Raw genomic sequence first — 22,407 nt, forward strand, 5'->3', positions numbered from 1 at the left:
ATGAAAATATGGAAAATCTAAAAGGAAAAACAGCGATTATAACCGGCGCTTCCCGGGGAATCGGGCGCGCCATTGCCGAACAGCTCGCTGGGCTGGGTGCTAAAGTTGTCGTCAATTATGCAAGCAGTCCGCAAAAGGCAAGAGATGTCGTGGAAAGCATTAAGCAAAAGGGCGGAGAGGCTGTTGCCATTCAGGCTGACCTCAGCACGGTCGCCGGTGTGGAGTCATTATTCAAATCGGCAATTGAGGCATTCGGCAAAGTGGATATCCTGATTAACAATGCGGGAGTGAGCATTTTCAAACCGATCCAGGATATCACGGAGGAGGACTTTGACCGGCAGTTCAATCTGAACGTAAAAGGCACGTTTTTTGCCTGCCGGCAGGCGATGACATACATGGAGGAAAAGGGGAGAATCATCAACTTTTCTACGTCTGTCGCTGGACAGATGTTTCCGGCATACAGCGTATATGCGGGAACAAAAGGAGCTGTTGAACAGTTCACCCGCCAGCTTGCGAAGGAATTCGCAGCAAAGCAGATTACGATCAATGCGGTTGCCCCGGGTCCGGTCAACACAGAATTGTTTACCGAAGGAAAAACAGAGCAGCAAATCGAAGGACTGAAACAGTCGATTGCCCTCGGCCGCATCGGCGAACCGGAAGACATCGCAAATGTGATCGAATTTCTGGTCAGCGAAAAATCGCAATGGATCACGGGACAGACGATCCGCGTGAACGGCGGATTTATTTAATATGCAAAAAAAGCCCAAGACGAGTCTTGGGACTTTTTTGCATTATTTCCACTGTGCGATTGTTTCGACCGGGAGCCGGTATGAAGCATATCCTTCGTCAGCTGCTTTTCCGATCGACAGAAGCATCACCGGAACATAGCGCTCTTTATCTAATCCGAAGGTTTCAGCAATTTTTTCTTTTTCATAGCCGCCGATCGGGTTTGTGTCATAGCCGTGTGCGCGGGCAGTCAGCATGAGCTGCATGGAGACGAGACCGGCGTCAATCAGGATGGTCTCCCGGTTTACCTGTGCCGGAAGCTGTTCAAAATGCGCCATCAGAGCTTTCATTTGCCTGTCTTTTACTTCTTGCGGCATGTAGCCGAGCTCTACGGCTTTTGAATAAATGTCTTCCAAATAATCGGCATTGTTCATATCGGCAAATACTGCGATGACGGCAGACGAAGTATTGACTTGCGTTTGATTGAATTTCGCAAGAGGCGCGAGCTTCTCTTTGCCTTCAGGGCTGTCGATGATCAGAAAGCGCCATGGCTGTGCATTAACAGAGGACGGCGCTGTCGTCGCTTCCTCTAATATGTCAGTCATCTCTTCCTTGCTGATTTTGACCGTGGGATCGTAGTTGCGAATCGAACGGCGGCCTTTCATAATCTTCATAAAATCGTTTGTTTTTAATTCAGTTCTCATGTGAAAAACACTCCTCTATGCTTGTATATTGTTTATGTTTGTTTGCATCTTCGCCAGTATATCAATAAGTACACGGCGTTCTTCTGCGCTGACGCCTGCGAGCATTTCCTTCATAAAACGCTCTTTTTCTCTCTTGGAAGACTCGATTCGTTCCCGTCCCTGCTCGGTTAAACGGACGAGTGTGATACGGTTGTCCTCCGGCTTCCGTCTTCTTGATACCATTCCACTGGCTTCAAGCTGTTTGACGTGTCTTGTGACGGCAGCGCTGTCGATATTCACCTTTTTTTGAAGGTCGCTTTGACTGATTTCGTCTACATGAAAAAGCAAAGCGAGCAATTCCAGCCGGGATTGGCTGATGCCGGTGCAAGCTTCGAACTTCATGCCAATCCCTTTGTTTAAGCATTGCAGCTGATATAAAATCTCGCCTTCCTGTGAACAATATGACGGCAAAACCGATCCCTTCTTTCTTGTCCGGTAATTAATTGATGCATCAATGATTGATATATCAATTAATATACAAACCTTTTTTTCTTTTTGCAAATATCATGCTCTCCTTCCTGCATAAAAAAATACCAAGGTTTTTGCATCCTTGGTATGAGACAGCTAAATGAATCTTTTTTTATCATGTTTTCTTAAGACTTCATGCAGTTTCTCTGCAAATTCGTCAGGGTATAATGAGCAGCCGACATGGTTCCCGGGAAAATCAACGACTTCTGTCTCTACACGATCAGCCAGTGCTTCAGCATAGCGGTACGGGAGAAATCCTTTTGAATCAATGCCTCCCGCAGGTACCACGATCGCCTGGGAACTCAGCTTGCTTATATCAGGTCTGTATTCCCTCAGAGCCGGCACCTCGGATAAGATAAAGTAATCGATGTTAGCCATCAGCCGCTCCATCCGGGCTTCGTCTTGCTGCGGCTGAACAGATGACGCGATGCCCATCGCTTCTGCGAACTCGGCTAAAGCCGGTAAACCGTTTGTTCGATAATGCCGCTCAAGCTTCTCAAGGCTCTTTATTCCCAAGGTGCGGTCGCCGCCTGACAAGAGCTCCGGGATCGGAGGTTCGTGTGCAGCGAGGATCCGGATTTGCTGTGGGTAACGGATCGCCAGGTCAAGGCCGATAACCGCCCCGGAACTGCACCCGAACACAAAGGCGGGTTCATCGGACAGACTCGCCAGCAGCCGGTGGGCGTCATCGCTGTGGGTTTCGATCTGATAATGTTCACGTTGATCATCGAGTATGCTCCGGGAATGCCCGCGGCGGTCGTAGGTAACGACGGTGTAGCGATCTGACAGCAGGTCTTTCATAGGGTACGAATCAGCATCACCGTTGCCGCCGTGAATCATCAGCAATATGGGCCCCGACCCGCGCATCTCGTAATACAGGCTTGCACCGGGTACCTTTAATGTGCCATTTTTGACTATAGTCATTAAAAAACGCTCCTCTCTATACATTACTGTATTTACATTACACCGTGCACCGGGTGATATAAATGCAGAAAACGGCTGAGAAAAAAACTCGTCATATGCAAAAAAGCACTGATCGCCTCGCGATCAGTGCTTTTTTTATTTAGAGTACACAATCTTTTTCACCGTTTCGGCGGAAAGGTGATGATCGTCGGCCAATTGATCAATCGTTCTGCCTTTTTTAAATGCACTTTTCATCAAAGCGTTCCGGTCATCGATCAGCTTTCTCGCCCCTGAACGCGCTCCCCATTGTTCGCGGGCGGATTCAGGTTTTGGAATGTAGATCGTTTCTCCTTGAACATGCTTTTGAATTTCTGATATCAGCTTTTCCGGCAAAACAGCTGTTGCATTGAGATAAGCCATATTCATGAGCTCCTTATTTTTTTATCGCAAAATAAGGGTGCAAAGCCTATCATCAGAAAAGCCAACTTTCAGGCGATTGATAAAAAAAGTACGCCCCATGCAAAGTATCGCCTTTCCAATCACAGGCTTTGCATGAGTCGCTTGAGTAACCGGCATTCTGATCCCAGCCATATTCGTCACCTCCTGGTTTGAGCGGCTTTCATAATCATACACAAAAAAGTTGGGCTAAGCGCAAACTATTTTTCACGCTTCAGCGTCTATACATACTGGAAAAGCTTAATGGAAAAAGGAGCTCTGTATTGCCATGGAGAAACAGACAGCCAAAGCGTCGCTTGTAGCGTTCATAACCGGCGGAAAAGAAGATTTTTACCGGCTGGCTTACAGTTATGTGAAAAACCAAGAAGACGCGTTAGACATCGTTCAGGAATCGATCCAAAAAGCGCTCGCTTCCGTCGATTCTGTACGAAATCCCGATACGATCAAAAGCTGGTTTTACAAAATTTTGGTCCGTACCGCGATCGATGTTTTGAGGAAGCAGAAAAAACTCAAAGTAATGGATGACCGGACACTGGAATTTTTAAGCCGGGGAAAGGAAGATACCTATCAAGATACAGACCTTCGCGAAGCGCTTGAAGAATTGCCGTATCAATATAAAACGATCATCATTCTGCGGTTTTTTGAAGACATGAAAATCGAAGAAATCGCGGACATCACGGGGGACAACATCAATACCGTCAAAACACGGCTCTACAGAGGGTTGAAGCTCATGCGCATTCAGTTGACGAAGGAGGAGCTTTCGTAATGGATAAGAAACTGGAACAATTAAGAAAAGAGTATAAACAGGTGCCCATTCCACAAGAACTGGATGAGATTGTCGAAAAAGCCCTTCAGCATCGTCCGAACAGAAAAAGAAGGATCGTGATGTGGCCCGCATCGATCGCTGCAGCTGCGGCTGTTTTCATTTTTGCGGCCGTCAATATCAACCCCGAGGCAGCGAAAGCGATGTCGCGAATCCCCGTCATCGGCAAGGTCGTCAAAGCGATCACAATCACCGAGATCAAACAGGAAAAAGACGAATCGAGCATTGATGTGAAAACCCCGGCTTTGTCCGGGCTTTCCAACCGTGAGCTGGAGAAGAACATCAACAAAAAATATGTGAAAGAAAGCCAACAGCTGTATCGGGAATTTATGGGGACAACATCGAAGCACAAAAAAGGGCACCTCAGCATTTACAGCGATTTTAAGACTGTAACGGATACGCCGGAATTGATCTCAATCCGCCGCGAAACCGAAAAAACGCAGGCATCCGCCTACACGGAGCGGCGCTATGTGACCATCGACAAGAAAAACGGCGTCCTGCTTACGCTGAAGAGCTTATTTAAGGATAAACGCTATATCGGCGTCATCAGCAAAAATATAAAAAAGCAAATGAAGCAGCAAATGAAGGAAAATCCTGATAAAATATATTGGGTCGGGGATGAGGAGATAGAACCATTTAAACAGATTCATGCTGATCAAAATTTTTATATCACCGAAGATCATAAACTGATGATTTCGTTCGACGAATATGAAGTTGCGCCTGGTTATATGGGGATTGTAGAGTTTGAAATTCCGACCGGCGTGATTGCAAATCTGCTTGTCGGAACCCGCTACATCCGTTAGCAGGAAAGACTGATACTTCTTTTGTCACGGATTTCCACCCTTCCGTCTGTACTATTATCGAAATCAACCGAAGAAGGGGAGCACGCATTATTGGAGGAATACCATGTTAGATAAGGCACATCATCATCGCTACATACCGGGATTAGACGGACTTCGGGCTTTTGCCGTTCTCGCGGTCATCGCTTACCACCTCGACTTTGATTGGGCCGACGGAGGCTTCATCGGGGTCGATATCTTTTTCGTATTGTCCGGCTATTTAATCACATCGATCGTTTTGCCGGCGTATGGAAATGACATGACATTGAATTTCCGCAGCTTTTGGATCCGGAGAATGCGTCGGATCGTACCGGCGGCCTCGCTCATGATTATCGCGACCGTCATCTGGGTCGTATTGTTCAAACCTGACATGCTGCACACAGTGCGAGGAGATGCGGTCTTCTCTCTATTGTATGTCAGCAATTGGTGGTTTATTTTTCATGATCTATCTTATTTCGACAGCTTCGGCTCTCCGTCGCCGTTAAAAAACCTTTGGTCATTGGCGATAGAAGAACAATTTTATATCATCTGGCCGATCATTTTGCTTGCGGGAATGTACATATGCAAAAAACGAACGAGGCTGGCGGCGGCGGTTCTCGTACTCGCGCTATGCTCAGCCGTTTTGATGAGCGTGCTGTACGTACCAGGCGGAGATCCGAGCCGCGTCTACTACGGAACGGATACACGCTCTTTTGAGCTGCTGCTCGGCTGCGCGTTAGCACTTGTATGGCCGATGAAAAGGCTCTCTTCAAACAGGCTGCCGAGCCGTTTGAAGCATGCGATGCACGGAACAGAGCTGGCCGCTTTTGTCATATTGATCCTCTGCATCCATTTCGTTGATGAATATGTTCCGTTCCTTTATCATGGCGGCATGCTCCTGATCAGCATCATCGCTGCGGTACTGATCGCATGCGTCAGTCATCCGAGCAGCTTTTTGGGGCATTTGCTGTCATGGAAACCGCTCAGGTGGGTTGGAACGAGATCATACGGCATTTATCTTTGGCATTATCCTGTCATCGTGCTGAGCACGCCCGTTCAGGAAATTGGAAATCCGGTTTATTGGCATGCTGCCGTTAAGGTCGCCGCAACGCTGATTCTCGCCGAGCTTTCCTATCGTTTCCTTGAGCAGCCGATTCGGAAGGACGGCTTTACGCCATTTGTCCGCCGCGTTTTTTTGAACAGGATTGTAGAATGGAAAACGTCGTCCACCATCAGCAGAATGACGACGGGATTGCTTTTTGCCGCCCTCATCATTTTTGCGGGCGGGCTGTCCGGAATAGCCGGCGCACCGAAACAGCAGCAGTCGATGCCTGCCCGGTCCCATCAGCAGGCAAGCGCATCCTTTGACAAAGAGGGAAAACAGGCGGCAGCTGCAAAAGAAGAACCGGGGAAACAAACAAAATCCAAGGAAGAAAAGAAGGGGAATTCGCGTCAGAAAACGATGTCAAGCATTAGAGAAAAGGAAGTGCTGGCCATCGGCGACTCCGTCATGCTTGACATTGCCCCAAACCTCCGCCGTACATTTTCTCATGTTACGATAGACGGAAAGGTCGGAAGGCAGGTATCAGAAGCGCTTCAATTGACACCGCAATATGCATCGTTTAATCAGCCGGACAAAGCCGTGATTATTGAGCTGGGGACAAACGGCTATTTTACGGACGGCCAAATGGATGCGCTGCTTGACGCTTTCTCAAAAGCCCGCATTTATCTTGTGAACACGCGTGTGCCGCGGCAATGGGAGAAAAAAGTGAACGAATCGCTGCGCGAGCAGGCGCATAACCGCCGAAATGTGACACTCCTTGACTGGCACAGCGAAGCTCTCGAGCATCCCGAGTATTTTGCCTCAGACGGCGTACACCTCGTGCCGAAAGGAGCGGAGGCTTTGACGGCGCTTATCGTTGAGGCGATGAAATAATGCTTTATACATAAGAAGAAGCTTTTTATTTCTTGAATTTCGTGATGAACCTGATCAAAAACGGCGTTTTTAAAGTTCCTTTTACTAGTTTGTTATGATGTTTTATAAAATTATTTATTTGTTTTCTTCTATGGGGAACCATTAACAAAGGCAATCTGTCTTTGCGAAACCATCCGATTTTTGCTGTTTCAGGCCCCTGGTTAATGGGTTCCCCGCCCTGTAATTTTCCTGAATAGATATACTGCACGTCTCGATATTGGGGTTGATCGTACTCTCCTATTTTGCACGTAATAGAAACGCGGCAGCCTGTTTCTTCTTCCATTTCCCTTATGGCACATGTCTCCGGCTGTTCATGCTTTTCCATTCTGCCTCCCGGCAAATCCCAGACAGGGTAATCTTTTCTTTTTACGAGAAGTATTTTTCCTTCGCCATTTTCAACAATCGTGAAGCAACCTATCGTATTTACTGCATTCAAGTTTAGATAACTCCTTCCTCCATGTCATTTCAATGATAGATAAACTGGCCGGTTCTGACCGGTTTTATTTTATCCCGCCAGGTCATGAGCAATCCACTTCCACGATCGAAAAAATATGTTACAATATACAAATGTTTTGCGAGCCCATTCAGCCTATTTCATGATTCAATCATATATTTTACTAGCTTTAAAGAAAGGTTTGATACTATGCTTCATAATCCAACAGGAAAGGAACGCCTTGCATTGGCTTTTCTGCTCGGCATGCTTGCGATACTGGGCCCGCTGAATATCGATATGTATTTGCCCAGTTTTCCCGAAATTGCCGACGATTTATCAGCCGGCGCCTCGCTCGTACAGCTCAGCTTAACGGCGTGTTTGATCGGGCTTACGCTCGGCCAGCTCGTGATCGGACCTGTCAGTGATGCAAAGGGAAGACGGAAGCCCTTATTAATATCCATCTTTTTATTTGCGTTGTCTTCTCTGTTTTGCGCGCTTTCCCCGGACATTGTCATGCTGGTCATCGGCCGTTTTCTGCAGGGGTTCACAGCTTCGGCGGGAATCGTGCTTTCGCGTGCGATCGTGCGGGACGTATTTACCGGAAGGGAGCTTTCGAAATTTTTCTCGCTCTTAATGGTCATTACCGCGGTCGCGCCGATGGTTGCGCCGATGACTGGCGGCGCCATTCTGCTTTTGCCGTTTGCAACATGGCATACGATTTTCTATACGCTGACATTGATCGGATTGTTTCTCGTTCTGGTCATTTCACTGAAGCTAAAAGAGACATTGCCGCCTGAGAAGCGGATTCCAAGTTCAATCGGATCATCTGTGAAGACGATGGGCAGTTTGATAAAGGACAGGTCCTTTATGGGCTATGCGCTGACCGTCGGTTTCATTCACGGGGGTAGCTTTGCCTATGTTTCCGGAACGCCTTTTGTGTACCAGGATATTTACGGTGTATCTCCGCAAGTATTCAGCGTTTTATTCGGAATCAACGGCCTGGCGATTATTTCAGGGAGCTTTATCATCGGGCGCTTCGGGGGAATCATTCACGAAAGAAAACTGCTTCGGATAGCGGTCATTACCGCTTTAATCGCAACGAGTGTTCTGCTTGCGATGACGATCATCAGAGGACCGCTTGCGACACTGGTCATCTCGATCTTCGTCTACATGATCACGATCGGAATGACATTGACAAGCACCTTTACGCTTGCGATGGAAAATCAGGGGCATCGTGCGGGCAGTGCAAGCGCGATGCTTGGAATGCTTCCGCTGCTGCTCGGTTCGGTCGTTTCCCCTCTTGTGGGAATGAATGAAACGACGGCCGTTCCGATGGGAGCGATCATGTTTATTACGGCTGTTATCGGTTCTCTTGCCTTTTTTGCGTTGACAAGGGAAAGATCGGATAAAAACAAGGACGGAATCGCTTGATTCCGTCCTTTTGCTTTTATAGAGAGGCACGCAGAATGGCGAGCACATCGTCTTTGTTCAGTTTTTGGAAGTTGCCGAAGCCGCCGTGCTCCATTTCTTTTGCCGCAATGCCGGCGATCAGGTCGAGCTTTTCTTCGCCGATGCCGTAATCGGAAAGGCGGGAAGGAGCGCCGAGGCTTGTCCAGAAAGCGGACAGCTTGTCGATTCCTTCAAGCGCGATTTCTTTGTCTGTTTTGCCCTCAGTTTCAATGTCAAACATATTGAGCATAAGGGCTTTGAAGCGGCCGACATTTGTGTCAAGCGTATATCTCATCCAGTTCGGGAACAAAATCGCAAGTCCTCCTGCATGTGGAATATCGTAAACGGCTGAAACAGCATGCTCCATTGTATGGGACGCCCAGTCGCCGAAATAGCCCATTTGCAGCGTACCGTTTAATGCAATCGTTCCGGCGTATAAAATCGTTTCACGATGCTTGTAGTTCTGCAGGTCTTCAAGCAGCTTCGGCGCCGTTTCGATCACAGTCTTCAGGACGGCAAAACACATTCTGTCCTGAAGCGGCGTATTTTCGACATTGTGGAAGTATTGTTCAAACACGTGGCTCATCATGTCAACCATGCCGTAAACCGTTTGGTTTTCAGGAACGGTGAACGTATTTACAGGGTCTAAAATGGAGAACCTCGGATGGGTCACATCGCTGCCCCACACGTATTTCTCATTCGTTTCCCAGTTTGTGATGACAGAATCAGGGTTCATTTCAGATCCTGTTGCAGCAAGGGTCAAAACCGTACCGAACGGCAGGGCGTCCGAGATGCTCGTTTTCTTGCTGAAAATATCCCAAGGATCGCCGTCGTATTTTGCGCCGGCCGCGATCGCTTTGGTGCAGTCGATGACGCTTCCTCCGCCGACCGCGAGAAGAAACTCGATATCATGCTGTCTGCACAAATCGATGCCTTTTTGCACTGTAGCAAGGCGCGGGTTCGGTTCTACCCCGGAAAGCTCGTGCCAATCTGCGCCTTCTTCCTTTAAAACGGCGGTTACTTGATCGTAAAGACCGTTTCGTTTAATACTGCCTCCGCCGTATACAAGCAAAACCCGCTTTCCGTATTTTTTCAGTTCATTTCTTAATTGTTCAAGCTGGCCTTTTCCGAAGATCAGCTTCGTCGGATTATAATAAGTGAAATTTTCCATGTGATAAAACCTCCAAATCTTGTACGAAAAGTAGGTTTACTACTATAACATACCTTAGTTCACAGAAAAAGAGCAGATCTTCGTACGTCGATTTTTTGACATAAAAAAGCTTGCCGGAAAAACCATTATCCGGCAAGCTCGAAAAGCGCAGTTCGTTTACTTCATGGAAACATCGGCAGACTCGTTCATATGAATGACCATCGAGACGGCGGTGCCGACATCCGGAGCGCTTTGTATTTTCAATTCGCCTCCGCAGAAATGTTTCAGCCGTTTGTTAATATTTTTCAAGCCGACGCTGCTGCTCATGTTCGATGAAAAGATGTCATTCAGTTTTTCCGGCGTCATGCCCAGTCCGTTATCTTCCACTTTGATGTAATACCCGTTTTCACCTTCTGTTTTGACCGTCAGTTTAACCCAGCCTCCTCCTCGCTTCTTGCTGATCCCGTGGTGAACGGCATTTTCGACAAGGGGCTGAATCATTAAAGGCGGCAGCATGAAGTCGATGTCTGGATCAACTTCGAAAATGACGTCGAGCCGATCGCCGTAGCGCGTTTTTTCTATAGAAAGAAAGGAGTGGAACGAATGTTCAGGAGCAGAGCCAGGAAAACGGCAATTCGGTCTTTGTCGTCCTTTCAAGCGGCGGCGGCTCCGGTTCAGGAGAAAAAGGAAGCCTGACCATCTTGAAAACCGGAAAAGACGGCAAGCCTCTCTCAGGAGCAGACTTTCAATTGTGGACGAAGGACAACAAGCAGCTCCTGCGTTCAGGAACGACCGATGCCGACGGTAAGATGACTTTCGGAAATATCCGCTACGGCACCTACGTACTAAAAGAAACAAAAGCGCCTGACGGATACACGATCAGCGACGCTTATGCAAACGGAGTCTCTGTTGCAATTGACGGAAAATCATCCAGTGCAGGGGCGCTGTATCAAGTCATAAATGAGCAGAACAAGGTGACGCTTATCAAAAGAGACGAACAGAAAAATCCATTGACAGGGGCTGTTTTCAAGCTTGAAAAGAAATCCGGCGACGGCACCTTCACTGAGATACGCACTCAAATCACAAGCGATGAAAACGGAAAAGTTGAAATCATCGGTTTGCCGGTCGGCGACTATCGTTTGATAGAAACCAAAGCTCCGGCAGGGTTTATCCTGAATACAGAAGCAATTGACTTCTCGGTCACCAAGAATGACAAGAATCAAGTGCCTGACATCGTTTTAGGTACACTGATCAATTACAAAGGCAGTGCCGAGTTAACGAAAGAAGATGCGGAAGGCCACAAGCTGGAAGGAGCCGTCTTCAAGATCGTTGACGAAGAAGGCAACACCGTCCGTGACGAACTGACGTCAAATCAAGACGTGAAAGTTGCGGCTGAAGACCTCGCGCCGGGACGCTACGCCTTTGTCGAAACGAAAGCGCCAGAAGGGTATGTGCTGAACAGCGAGAAAAAGCAATTTACCATCTCTGAATCGGCAAAAGGAAAACCGGAGGCGGCAGACGCAGGAACAGCAGTGAACTACAAAGGCTCCGTCCATTTGACGAAGAAAGATGAAGACGGAAACGGCCTGGCAGGCGCTGTTTTCAAGATCGTCGACAACAACGGAAAAACGGTCAAAGACAATCTTGTGTCAGATAAAGACGGCAGCATTACGGCTGACGGTTTAGCTCCGGGAAGCTATCAATTTGTTGAAAAGCAGGCGCCTGACGGCTACCTTGTTTCAACCAGCTCAGTGCCGTTCACCATCGAAGCTGAACACGAAGGCCAGCCGGAGCAGGCTGAATTAACGGCGGTCAACACGAAAAACAGCGTTGTGCTGACAAAAGTTGACCAGAATGACAAAGACACCGTTCTGCCGGGTGCGACGTTCAACCTGACAGACAGTGACGGCAAGGTATTGATAGCCGACTTGACAACGGATGAAAAAGGACAGATTACAGTCCGCGGTCTCGAACCGGGCGATTACCGGTTTGTCGAAACAAAAGCACCTGAGAATTACAAATTGGATCAAACGCCAATACCGTTCACGATCAGTAATACCGATACAAAACCAGTGGAGATCACCGCAGATAACATATTGACGCCGGGCGATGCGACGCTGACAAAGGCGGATCGAAACGATCACAGTATCGTGTTTGGCCCTTTGCTCAATATTAAAAAAGGGGACACGATCGTCATCACAGATTTTAAGAAAGATTACATCTACACTGTGACATCAAAAAAGATCATTTCAGAAATGGATTCAGATGTGATTGATGAGACAGAAGAAAAGGTCATTACGCTGATCACATGCGACAAACCCGAAAGAACCAAGGGGCGCCTCGCAGTAAAAGGGAAGCTGATTCATACGGCTGTCCATTTGGAATAAAACCGCGGTACAAGACGTTTTTTTGCAGGCAAAGGCAGCAAGATGCTTTCCGCCAGTCCGGCCGGTTCTAAACGGATGACACGTGTCATGATGATCCTGTTTTAAATGTGTATTTGAACGTACGACAAAACAGGCCGGATAAAAAACGGCCTGTTTTGTTCGTTTAAATTAGAAAATTGAAATAGAGCCGATCAAAAGAGCGGTACCCGTCATCACAAGCACGGCCAGGACAGCCCACATGATCCCGAATTTCTGATGTTCGTCAATGGAAACCCCGACAAGACCGACGAGCAAATGCGTAGACGGCACAAGCGGGCTCAGCATATGGATCGGCTGGCCGATAATGGAGGCCCTTGCGATTTCGACTTTATTGACTCCATAGGCGACAGCAGTTTCTGATAAAATCGGCAGCACCCCGTAGAAATACGCGTCATTCGGCATCAGGAACGTGAAAATGCCGCTTGTAAGGGCGACGATCATCGGAATGAATCCGCCCATTTGTTCAGGAATCATCGAAACAAGCGAGATCGCCATTTCATCAACCATCTTTGTGCCTGTTAAAATTCCGGTAAAGACCCCGGCCGCAAATATCATGGAACCGATGGCCAGAACGTTGCTGGAATGGGCTGAAATGCGCTGCCTCTGATGATCGAGGTTTGGATAATTCACGATCAGCGCGATGCAGAAGGCAATGATAAACAGAACCGTCAGGCTTATTTTGCCCGACACGAGAAACCCGATCAATGAAAGCGTTAACAATAAATTGAACCACCAAAGCTTAGGCCGTTTCCACTCATCCTCGGCAGCTGCTGCCGTTTCATCGGCATGAGCCGGCTGTTTGAGCTCGATCACGCCGAGGCGTTTTCGTTCTGCTTTTCCAAGTACATACGCAACCGCGACCATGCAAAGCATCCCGCTTGCGATGACGGGAATCATCGGACCGGTCAGTTCAGCCGGATCGACTCCGAGCGCGCTCGCGGCCCGCGGCGTTGCGCCTCCCCACGGAATCGTATTCATAATCCCCATGCCGACTCCTGCGATCCCCGCTAATATAATCGGGCGGATGCCAAGCAGCAAATAGAGCGGAAGCATTGCACTCGTTGTAATCATATATGTTGTCGAGCCGTCACCGTCCAATGCGACAAGCATGGTGAGCACCGCAGTGCCGACGACGATTTTTAACGGATCTCCTTTGACCAATTTTAATATTTTTGCGACCATCGGATCAAACAGGCCCGTATCGATCATAATCCCGAAATATAAAATCGCAAACATAATCATGACGGCGGTTGGCGCCACTTGCTGAATCCCCGATATCATCATGTCGCCGACATCGGTGAATCCGAATCCGGCAATCAGCGCAAACACAATCGGCGTCAAGACTAATGCAGTCAGGACAGAAAGCCGTTTTGTCATGATCAGTACCATAAACACAAGCATCATGAAAAACCCTAAGATAGCTAACACAATCGTTACCCCCTCTTGGTGAATCCGCTTACATTTTTTTCTCCTCATTCCCCTTTTTGTCATCGTATGGGAAAATCGTTTTGAAGTAAATAATTTGGTTTTTATGTATTTTTAATTTTTTAAAACCGTTTTGTTCTTTTTGTCCATTTTTGTGCATAAAAAGCATTCCGCCGTTAGCGGAATGCTTTTTAATCGCCGGCCATGATGTTTTGATAAAAGGCCGATTGTTCGTCAAGAAACCGTTTCGTCTCCCTGCTGTTTAAGTAAAAGCTTTCCCAGTCAAGTTCGTTTATTTTCCGTTTCCATTCCGGTGAGGATGTGACCTTTTTTAACGCTTCATCCCAGTAAGAAACTTCTTCTTCAGTCATGTTTTTCGGCCCCAGCACGCCTCTCCAATGAGAAAATACAAACGGTATGCCCTGCTCTTTCCATGTCGGCACATGCGGAAAGGCGGGGAGCCTTTTGTCCGAGGTGACGGCGGCAAGTGTAATGTCTCCGTTCCGTTCATATGTTTTGGCTTCGGAAACCGTCATCGAAGCGGCTTCTATTTCATGTCTGACCAGCGCCCGAACAAGCTCCTCGCTGCTGTCATACTGCAAAAATTGAATGTCAAAAGGATCAATCCCGTACATATCGGCCGCCCTGACGATCGATAGCTGATCATCATTTCCGAACCCCGGAGAAAAACCGATTTTCACTTCGCCGGGGCGCTTCTTAATACCGTCGAGCACATCCTTTCCGCTTTTCAGAGCCGATCCTTTCGGAAGGGCGACAACCTGCCATTCTTTTGCAAGTATCGCGAGCGGGGTGAAATCGTCAATTTTCAGCTTGCTCTGTCCGAGAATGTAATTGCTCAGGATTAAACTGGACGCCATGCTGATGGTTTGCGTATCGCTTTGATTTACATATTTCCAGCCTTTGTCTCCGCCGCTTCCGGGAATATACACGATACGGACATCGCTGTTTACGATTTGCTTTTGCGTAAGGACAGATTGTATCGCTTGCGCCGTTAAATCCCAGCCTCCGGAAGGCTCAGCGGGTACGACGATTTCAATCGGGCCTTCCGGCAGGCGCGGGGCAGCCGCTTTCCTCGCGTCTCCGGGAAGCAGAATCAACAGGCAGATCAGGATGACCGCGAGCTTCTTCATATTTAATCAGCCGCCAAATAATATTTTCGTTCCGGCCTGCCGATAATCCCGTATTCCAACTCTGCGCAAGCTTCTTCTTTTGACACGAGATACTCGGCATAGCGGCGGGCCGTCGTACGGGATGCACCCATTTTTTCCCCGAGTTCTTCCGCCGTCATCCCGGCTGCGGCGCCTGCAAGCGTGTCTTTGATTTTTTGCAGTGTAATGGAATTGATGCCCTTCGGCAAATCCTCCTCGGAACCGGAAACTTTTGAGCGGTTTCCAAAAATTTGGTCGATCATCGATTGGCTTACTTCCGGCTGGGAAAGCAGCATGCTCCTTTTTTCTTTATATTGGAGCAGCACCTGTTTGAATTTATCGGCCGTCACGGGTTTAATCAAATAATGAGCGACTCCGCCCCGGAGCGCTTCCTGTAAATGACGGGTTTCTGTTGCCGCCGTGATGATCATAATATCCACTTCAGGAAACCGGCTCCGAATGGCGGGAATCAGCGCCGTGCCAAGCTCATCCGGCATATAAATATCGAGCAGCAGCAAATCGGCGTTTCGGTCTTCCAAAATCGCCATGATTTCCTTAGCGTTTGCCGCTTTGCCGATAATGTTGAATCCATCGAGCTGTTCGATCAGTCTCTCATGAATTTGCGCAACGCGAAAATCATCCTCCGCAATCACGATGTCAATCAAATGGATTCCCCCTTTGTTTGTTTCTCCTTCGGTATAAAAACGGTAAATACCGCACCGCCGCTTTTTTGATTTGTCAATTCGATCCAGCCGCCCAGTTCATGCACTGACTCCTTTACGTTGGCCAGCCCGTGGCCCCTCTTCATCCCCTTGGAAGAATAGCCTCTTTGAAACACGGCCTCCGTCTTATCCGGCGGAACGCCGGCTCCCGTGTCGGAAACTTCAATGACGATGTCTCGCCCGATATCCGTAATGAAAAATGAAACCTGCCATACGTCTTGTTCAGCCACCGCTTCGAAAGCGTTGTCAATTAAATTGCCTATAATCGTGATGAGATGGGACATTCCGATATGCGCAGGAAGCGGATCGAGCGTGCTGTTTTCATCAATGGACAGCTTGACTTTTTTTTCTGAAGCCTTGCCCATTTTGCCTAACAGGATAGCCTGCACCTGCTGGGAATGAATGTTATGGAATAAAATATCGTGCTGTTCATTTTGGATCGCGTATTCCTGTTTAATCAGGTCGATCGCTTCTTCGTATTCGCCGAGCTCAAGCAGCCCCAGGATCGCATAGAGCTTATTCGAAAATTCATGCGTCTGTGCACGGAGGTCTTCAGAGTATTTTCGCACCTCTGTCAGCGTATCGATGAGCTTTTTCAGCTCGGTTTTTTCCCGGAAGCTGACGACAATCCCGTATATCTGCCTGTCTTGTGTCATCATTTTCGTGTTGATAATAAAGACTTGATCACCTACGCAGACCTCCTGATTGAGCAGCATCTCTTCCTGATGAAGGACGGACATCAATCCGGCCCCGGGCATGATTTCATCGATGGGACGGTTAATGACGGGTCTGGGAAGCTTAAGCATTTCGGCTGCCGAAACGTTCATCATCGTGACGATGCCTTCCTTATTCGTAGCGACGATCCCTTCCTTTATCGCCCGCAGCATTGCATTCCGTTCCCGGTAAAGGGATGCGATTTCATGAGGCTCAAGGCCGAGCGTATCCTTTCGGATGCTTTTGGCAAGCGCGGCTGCACCCGCAAATCCCAAAAGTAAAACGAGCACGGACATGAAGCTCAAATCCCTTAGGTGTTCTTTAATGCCTTGTTCTGTTTCGTTCAGCAGGAGATCAACCGACACGCTGCCGATAATCCGGCTGCGTCCTTTTTGCTCGAGAATGATCGGCGCGCTTCCCCTTATTACCTTGCGGCCATCCGCTTTTGCTTCAGATATGTGAGAGCCTCCGAACAAGATCTCTCTGCTTCTCGCCACCCTCGTTGTTCCCTTCCTGCCGGAGGCGGTTTTGATTTTTCCTTTTTCGTCAAGGACGTAAATGGCGTAAGCGCCGGTCTGTTCTTTCATATGGTCAATGACTTCCTGCGCTTCTTTTGCATGCCTGCGGGTTTGAACGAGTTCTTTTGCCGGAGGCATATAAGAAATGGTTCTTGCGGTCTGAACTGCAAGCTGCTCTGCCTGTTTTCGCCCTTCTTTTGTTTGCTGAACGGCAAATGTAACCGTCAGGATGCCGATCACGAAGATCAGCAGCGCCGCAATCAAACCTGTAATTTTTGTTTGCAGAGAGAAAATGAACCGCTTTTTGACCACAAGCACCAGCCGTCCTTTCTATATTAAAATGATACCATTTTGATTCAGACTTTTCATATTTTTAAAAATCTCTTTTTGAAACTATAAAGTCAGCTTTGCTTTTGAGGTGGTCTGTACAGATATAACAAAAATATAACAAAGAAGTACCTATAACATTACAAACAGGGCAAATAAGCCGGTTAAGAAGGTGAATGGTATATAAGCCTTATGTTTGTCGGTTTTATCTGAAGAAATGGCTAAATTTAAAGAAGGTTTCTGAAATTTTTTATTGACTGAAAGCGCTTTTAAAATTATGATAATAGCAGACGTCACAAAAAAGTAACAAAAATATAACTATAACATAACAATTGAAAAAGACATGATGTGCTTGCTTTCGCGAACAAATGAAAGCGATTGCAATTTGAATTTGCTTATGTTGGCGGAGGGGATTGTTTTTCCGCCGGAATAAAATTCTTAATTTTCGAAAAATGGTTTCGCGAAGGAGGGGGACGGGAAATAAAGAACATCAGCCGGATGCGGTTCAAAGCGGGGAGTATATAGGATTGGGTTTCGAAACCCGAAGGAATGACAATTTATTAAGATTCTTCATAAAGGCGGGGAAGTAGACATGAATGAACAACTAAATCAAAAATCCTTTTTGCGCACCATTATTTTAGTGTCGACATTCGGCGGCCTTCTGTTTGGATATGATACGGGGGTCGTCAACGGTGCATTGCCTTACATGGCTGAAAAAGACCAGCTGAACCTGACTGCATTTACTGAAGGCCTCGTGGCGAGTTCGCTCCTGCTCGGCGCCGCGTTTGGAGCTGTATTCGGCGGCAGGTTGTCCGATTATGTCGGGCGCCGCAAAAACATTATTTTTCTGGCGGTCCTGTTCTTTTTCGCAACGCTAGGATGTACGCTGGCACCGAATGTTAATGTAATGATTGTTTCTCGTTTCTTGCTTGGAATTGCTGTCGGGGGAGCGTCAGTAACGGTGCCGACCTATCTGGCTGAAATGTCGCCGGCTGAAAAGAGGGGCAGGATGGTTACCCAAAATGAACTGATGATTGTATCCGGGCAGCTCCTCGCTTTTACCTTCAATGCGATCCTCGGCAATACGATGGGGGACAACTCCCACGTTTGGCGGTACATGCTCGCAATCGCTGCAATTCCGGCCGTGGTATTATTCTTCGGTATGCTGAGGGTTCCCGAAAGTCCGCGCTGGCTGATTTCGAAAGGGAAAAACGAAGATGCGCTGGGCGTCCTTAAAAAAATTCGGATGGAAACCACCGCGCAAACGGAATTTGCTGAAATTGAAGCTGCTGTTGACAGGAAGTCAGACATTAAAAAAGCAACCTTTAGGGATTTGACTGTGCCGTGGGTGCGCCGCATCGTATTTATCGGGATCGGCATTGCCATCGTACAGCAGATCACGGGCGTTAACTCGATTATGTATTATGGAACTGAAATTCTTAAAAACTCCGGCTTTGAAACAAAAGCCGCGCTTATCGGGAATATTGCAAACGGTTTAATTTCGGTATTGGCGACTTTCGTTGGGATTTGGCTGCTTGGTAAAGTCGGCCGCCGGCCCATGCTGTTGACCGGTTTGATCGGAACGACGTCAGCGCTTTTGCTTATCGGAATTTTCTCATCGTTGCTGCAAGGCTCGCCTGCGCTTCCTTTTATTGTCCTTGCATTAACCGTGACATTTCTTGCATTCCAGCAAGGAGCCATTTCGCCGGTCACATGGCTGATGCTTTCGGAAATTTTCCCGCTTCGCCTGCGGGGGCTTGGAATGGGTGTTACCGTATTCTGTCTATGGATCGCCAATTTCTTTGTCGGCCTTGGATTCCCGATATTGCTCGATCAGATCGGGCTGTCCTCGACGTTCTATATTTTCGTCGGTCTTGGGATTGTCTCGATTACCTTCGTGAAAAGATTCCTACCTGAAACGAAGGGGCTTACGCTTGAACAGCTTGAGCAAAATTTCCGCAGCTATAAAACCGAAGATGAACAAAACGGTGTAAGTGCGAAAGTCAGCGGCTGATGTGAAGCGTTTGCAGACAGCGGTGCTTTATCACCTGGATATCAATGAAGGGGCCGGCGGATATAAGCTGTGTTGGATGCAGCGATCCGGGAAAAATGCCTCTGGCACAGAAAACGAATAAAGATCGATCAGGGAGGAACGTGCGTGAATAAACAGAGAAATCATAAAATCTATTTGCAGGTCATTATGATTTCGGCGACGTTTGGAGGGCTTCTCTTTGGATATGATACCGGTGTGATAAACGGGGCTTTGCCTTTTATGGCAAGGCCTGATCAGCTTCATTTGACACCGGTGACAGAAGGTCTTGTTACGAGTGTGCTCCTGTTAGGGGCGGCATTCGGTGCATTGTTCTGCGGGAAATTGGCTGATCTCTACGGCCGTCGCAGGATGATCCTGAATCTTTCGTTTTTATTCTTGCTGGCATCAGTTGGGACTGCATTTGCGCCGAATGTTTCGGCAATGGCTGTCTTTCGTTTTTTGCTGGGGCTGGCTGTCGGGGGAGCATCATCGATGGTCCCTGCCTTTTTAGCAGAAATGGCCCCAGCTGAAAAAAGAGGCCGCATGGTAACGCAAAATGAACTGATGATCGTCGGCGGGCAATTTTTAGCCTACGTTTTCAATGCGATTCTTGGAGTTGCAATGGCCGACACCGGGCATGTTTGGAGATACATGCTTCTCCTGTGTGCGGTTCCGGCTCTCTTCTTATTTGCAAGCATGCTCATCGTTCCGGAAAGCCCGAGATGGCTGGCCTCAAAAGGGAAAAAAGATGAGGCGCTGCGCGTCTTAAAACAAATACGCGAAGAAAAACGGGCGAAAGCTGAATTTAAAGAAATTGTAGCGGCGGCGGAAAAAGATTCTGAGCTTAAAAAAGCAACGGTTAAAGATTTTTCTGCACCATGGCTGCGCCGCCTTTTGCTAATTGGGATCGGCGTTGCCGTCGTTAATCAAATTACAGGCGTCAACTCAATTATGTATTATGGAACTCAAATCCTTCGGGAGTCTGGTTTTGGTACAAAGGCGGCATTGATTTCCAATATAGGGAATGGACTGATATCGGTGATGGCCGTGGTATTTGGTATTTGGCTGGTTGGAAAGGTGAATCGCCGTCCGATGTTGATCATTGGTTTGTCAGGAACGACCACAGCGCTTTTGTCCATTGCCGTATTCTCAATGGTGCTTGACGGATCTGCGGCTCTTCCTTATATCGTGCTTTCTTTGACCGTTTTATTTCTTGCTTTCATGCAGGGGTGTGTCGGACCGGTGACTTGGCTCGTCATTGCAGAAATTTTTCCGCAAAGGTTAAGGGGGCTCGGTTCCGGCATCAGCGTTTTTTTCATGTGGATGCTAAACTTTATGATCGGTTTTGCTTTTCCGGTCATGCTCAGCTCTGCAGGTCTGTCCGTTACATTCTTTGTCTTCGTGGCATTGGGTATCTTGGCAATCGGATTTGTGTACAAATTTATGCCTGAAACAAAGGGGAGAACACTCGAGGAGCTGGAAGAGCAATTCCGTTCGCAGCATGATAAACACAGCTCTGAAAAATCGATGATTGAAGCATGAGACCCTCCGGATTCAAAAACCCGATTCATTCATTTGAATCGGGTTTTATCAAATATCTCGTTTGATGCTGCAAAATAAAAGCTTCATTAAATGCTTTCCGTTAGAATGCCGGTTCGTTTTAATTGCGAATATATAATAAAGAAGGGAATACTTTATTGGAAATAACATAAAATAAAAGGCTGAAGTTTACCTGTATATAATGAATGTCTGTTTTTTGAATAAAAAATGAAAAAAAGTATTGACCGATGAATTTGGACGTGGTATATTATTATTCGTCGCTGATGACAACGGAGTTATCGCTTCAGAATAAATCGATTGATGTTTTAAATCTGAAGGGGTGTACAAATCCGTTAAAATGTGTATAATGGATAAAGCCGAGTAACAAGGCACGATTCATTACTAAAAAACAAAAAAACTTGTTGACTTTAACTGATTTTCATAGTATTATAGTTAAGTCGCCTGATGAAGCGCCCGTAGCTCAATTGGATAGAGCGTTTGACTACGGATCAAAAGGTTAGGGGTTCGACTCCTCTCGGGCGCGCCATATTGCATGATGATGCGGGTGTAGTTTAGTGGTAAAACCTCAGCCTTCCAAGCTGATGTCGTGAGTTCGATTCTCATCACCCGCTCCAATCTTAAATGATCTTTGAAAACTAAACAAGACAAAACGTACCTGTTAATTCAAATAAATCGCACATAAACGTGCGTAGTCATTTTCAAACAGGCCTGCACGATGCAGGTCATGCAGATGTCGTCACAGGATGTGACGAACTTAATCTGCGTTCCATTTTATGGAGAGTTTGATCCTGGCTCAGGACGAACGCTGGCGGCGTGCCTAATACATGCAAGTCGAGCGGACCGACGGGAGCTTGCTCCCTTAGGTCAGCGGCGGACGGGTGAGTAACACGTGGGTAACCTGCCTGTAAGACTGGGATAACTCCGGGAAACCGGGGCTAATACCGGATGCTTGTTTGAACCGCATGGTTCAAACATAAAAGGTGGCTTTTCGCTACCACTTACAGATGGACCCGCGGCGCATTAGCTAGTTGGTGGGGTAACGGCTCACCAAGGCGACGATGCGTAGCCGACCTGAGAGGGTGATCGGCCACACTGGGACTGAGACACGGCCCAGACTCCTACGGGAGGCAGCAGTAGGGAATCTTCCGCAATGGACGAAAGTCTGACGGAGCAACGCCGCGTGAGTGATGAAGGTTTTCGGATCGTAAAACTCTGTTGTTAGGGAAGAACATGTACCGTTCGAATAGGGCGGTACCTTGACGGTACCTAACCAGAAAGCCACGGCTAACTACGTGCCAGCAGCCGCGGTAATACGTAGGTGGCAAGCGTTGTCCGGAATTATTGGGCGTAAAGCGCGCGCAGGCGGTTCTTTAAGTCTGATGTGAAAGCCCCCGGCTCAACCGGGGAGGGTCATTGGAAACTGGGGAACTTGAGTGCAGAAGAGGAGAGTGGAATTCCACGTGTAGCGGTGAAATGCGTAGAGATGTGGAGGAACACCAGTGGCGAAGGCGACTCTCTGGTCTGTAACTGACGCTGAGGCGCGAAAGCGTGGGGAGCGAACAGGATTAGA

16 protein-coding genes, 2 tRNA genes, 1 rRNA gene and 4 pseudogenes (1 of these 23 running past the window's edge) are annotated in these 22,407 nt (G+C 47.7%); 11 read left to right on the top strand and 12 right to left on the bottom strand.

The window, feature by feature from the left end:
- Window positions 1-8 precede the first annotated feature (8 nt).
- Entirely contained in the window at window positions 9-749 is a 741-nt protein-coding gene (locus NSQ39_RS03280; protein ID WP_175077245.1) for an SDR family oxidoreductase, read from the top strand.
- A 42-nt stretch (window positions 750-791) separates the two neighbouring features.
- Here NSQ39_RS03280 and NSQ39_RS03285 read toward each other — a convergent pair whose 3' ends face one another.
- The 5 genes and pseudogenes from NSQ39_RS03285 to NSQ39_RS03305 all read right to left on the bottom strand — a co-directional run bounded on the left by NSQ39_RS03285 (window position 792) and on the right by NSQ39_RS03305 (window position 3,431).
- Window positions 792-1,430, bottom strand: coding sequence for a nitroreductase family protein (locus NSQ39_RS03285; protein WP_175077246.1), 639 nt, complete (start codon window positions 1,428-1,430; stop codon window positions 792-794).
- Between the two features lie 15 nt (window positions 1,431-1,445).
- Window positions 1,446-1,939, bottom strand: a pseudogene (locus tag NSQ39_RS03290) (MarR family winged helix-turn-helix transcriptional regulator).
- A 94-nt stretch (window positions 1,940-2,033) separates the two neighbouring features.
- Window positions 2,034-2,861, bottom strand: coding sequence for an alpha/beta fold hydrolase (locus tag NSQ39_RS03295; protein WP_175077247.1), 828 nt, complete (start codon window positions 2,859-2,861; stop codon window positions 2,034-2,036).
- Window positions 2,862-2,996: 135 nt separating this feature from the next.
- Window positions 2,997-3,260 carry a CD3324 family protein gene (locus NSQ39_RS03300; protein WP_175077248.1) on the bottom strand — a complete coding sequence of 88 codons (264 nt, stop codon included), beginning with the start codon at window positions 3,258-3,260 and terminating at the stop codon, window positions 2,997-2,999.
- 21 nt (window positions 3,261-3,281) lie between these two features.
- Window positions 3,282-3,431: a hypothetical protein gene (locus tag NSQ39_RS03305; RefSeq protein ID WP_175077249.1), complete on the bottom strand. Its 150-nt coding sequence runs from the start codon at window positions 3,429-3,431 to the stop codon at window positions 3,282-3,284.
- Window positions 3,432-3,564: 133 nt separating this feature from the next.
- Between NSQ39_RS03305 and NSQ39_RS03310 the strand changes: the two genes are divergently transcribed.
- The 3 genes from NSQ39_RS03310 to NSQ39_RS03320 all read left to right on the top strand — a co-directional run bounded on the left by NSQ39_RS03310 (window position 3,565) and on the right by NSQ39_RS03320 (window position 6,873).
- Complete coding sequence (locus NSQ39_RS03310) at window positions 3,565-4,062, top strand: RNA polymerase sigma factor (protein WP_175077250.1); 498 nt, start codon at window positions 3,565-3,567, stop codon at window positions 4,060-4,062.
- On the top strand, window positions 4,062-4,922 hold the full coding sequence (locus NSQ39_RS03315; protein ID WP_175077251.1) for a DUF3298 and DUF4163 domain-containing protein: 861 nt from the start codon (window positions 4,062-4,064) through the stop codon (window positions 4,920-4,922). Before NSQ39_RS03310 ends, NSQ39_RS03315 begins: the two co-directional genes overlap by 1 nt.
- Before the next feature lie 103 nt (window positions 4,923-5,025).
- Window positions 5,026-6,873, top strand: a complete 1,848-nt coding sequence (locus NSQ39_RS03320) for an acyltransferase family protein (RefSeq protein ID WP_216899440.1) — start codon at window positions 5,026-5,028, stop codon at window positions 6,871-6,873.
- A 25-nt stretch (window positions 6,874-6,898) separates the two neighbouring features.
- Here NSQ39_RS03320 and NSQ39_RS03325 read toward each other — a convergent pair whose 3' ends face one another.
- On the bottom strand, window positions 6,899-7,348 hold the full coding sequence (locus tag NSQ39_RS03325) for an NUDIX hydrolase (RefSeq protein WP_046132325.1): 450 nt from the start codon (window positions 7,346-7,348) through the stop codon (window positions 6,899-6,901).
- Window positions 7,349-7,555: 207 nt separating this feature from the next.
- Here NSQ39_RS03325 and NSQ39_RS03330 point away from each other — a divergent pair, with 207 nt between their 5' ends.
- On the top strand, window positions 7,556-8,776 hold the full coding sequence (locus NSQ39_RS03330; RefSeq protein WP_175077253.1) for a Bcr/CflA family efflux MFS transporter: 1,221 nt from the start codon (window positions 7,556-7,558) through the stop codon (window positions 8,774-8,776).
- Window positions 8,777-8,792: 16 nt separating this feature from the next.
- Here NSQ39_RS03330 and NSQ39_RS03335 read toward each other — a convergent pair whose 3' ends face one another.
- Window positions 8,793-9,965, bottom strand: coding sequence for an iron-containing alcohol dehydrogenase (locus NSQ39_RS03335; protein ID WP_175077254.1), 1,173 nt, complete (start codon window positions 9,963-9,965; stop codon window positions 8,793-8,795).
- A 156-nt stretch (window positions 9,966-10,121) separates the two neighbouring features.
- Window positions 10,122-10,541: pseudogene (locus NSQ39_RS03340) on the bottom strand (sensor histidine kinase); the annotation flags it as partial.
- On the opposite strand from NSQ39_RS03340, the pseudogene NSQ39_RS03345 reads away from it, so the two are divergent.
- Window positions 10,538-12,331, top strand: a pseudogene (locus tag NSQ39_RS03345) (SpaA isopeptide-forming pilin-related protein); the annotation flags it as partial. The pseudogenes NSQ39_RS03340 and NSQ39_RS03345 overlap by 4 nt on opposite strands.
- 168 nt (window positions 12,332-12,499) lie before the next feature.
- Here NSQ39_RS03345 and NSQ39_RS03350 read toward each other — a convergent pair.
- The 4 genes and pseudogenes from NSQ39_RS03350 to NSQ39_RS03365 form a co-directional block, all read right to left on the bottom strand.
- Window positions 12,500-13,798, bottom strand: a complete 1,299-nt coding sequence (locus tag NSQ39_RS03350; protein ID WP_175077255.1) for a citrate:proton symporter — start codon at window positions 13,796-13,798, stop codon at window positions 12,500-12,502.
- A 188-nt stretch (window positions 13,799-13,986) separates the two neighbouring features.
- Entirely contained in the window at window positions 13,987-14,946 is a 960-nt protein-coding gene (locus NSQ39_RS03355) for a tripartite tricarboxylate transporter substrate binding protein (RefSeq protein WP_046131668.1), read from the bottom strand.
- 2 nt (window positions 14,947-14,948) lie between these two features.
- Window positions 14,949-15,629 (bottom strand): response regulator, encoded by a 681-nt coding sequence (locus NSQ39_RS03360; protein ID WP_046131667.1) that lies wholly within the window; start codon window positions 15,627-15,629, stop codon window positions 14,949-14,951.
- Window positions 15,622-17,230 (bottom strand): annotated as a pseudogene (locus tag NSQ39_RS03365) (ATP-binding protein). The gene NSQ39_RS03360 and the pseudogene NSQ39_RS03365 overlap by 8 nt, the downstream one beginning before the upstream one ends.
- A gap of 607 nt (window positions 17,231-17,837) precedes the next feature.
- On the opposite strand from NSQ39_RS03365, the gene NSQ39_RS03370 reads away from it, so the two are divergent.
- The 5 genes from NSQ39_RS03370 to NSQ39_RS03390 all read left to right on the top strand — a co-directional run.
- Entirely contained in the window at window positions 17,838-19,259 is a 1,422-nt protein-coding gene (locus NSQ39_RS03370; RefSeq protein WP_175077256.1) for a sugar porter family MFS transporter, read from the top strand.
- 144 nt (window positions 19,260-19,403) lie between these two features.
- The gene (locus NSQ39_RS03375; RefSeq protein WP_046131664.1) at window positions 19,404-20,819 is read left to right on the top strand and encodes a sugar porter family MFS transporter; all 1,416 of its coding nucleotides are present in this window, start codon (window positions 19,404-19,406) and stop codon (window positions 20,817-20,819) included.
- Window positions 20,820-21,286: 467 nt separating this feature from the next.
- A tRNA-Arg gene (locus NSQ39_RS03380) sits at window positions 21,287-21,363 on the top strand.
- A 14-nt stretch (window positions 21,364-21,377) separates the two neighbouring features.
- Window positions 21,378-21,451 (top strand) — tRNA-Gly (locus NSQ39_RS03385).
- Window positions 21,452-21,607: 156 nt separating this feature from the next.
- A 16S ribosomal RNA gene (locus NSQ39_RS03390) occupies window positions 21,608-22,407 on the top strand (it continues 750 nt past the right edge of the window).

It is taken from the genome of Bacillus sp. FSL W8-0848, from assembly GCF_038007805.1.
GTDB lineage: Bacteria > Bacillota > Bacilli > Bacillales > Bacillaceae > Bacillus > Bacillus glycinifermentans.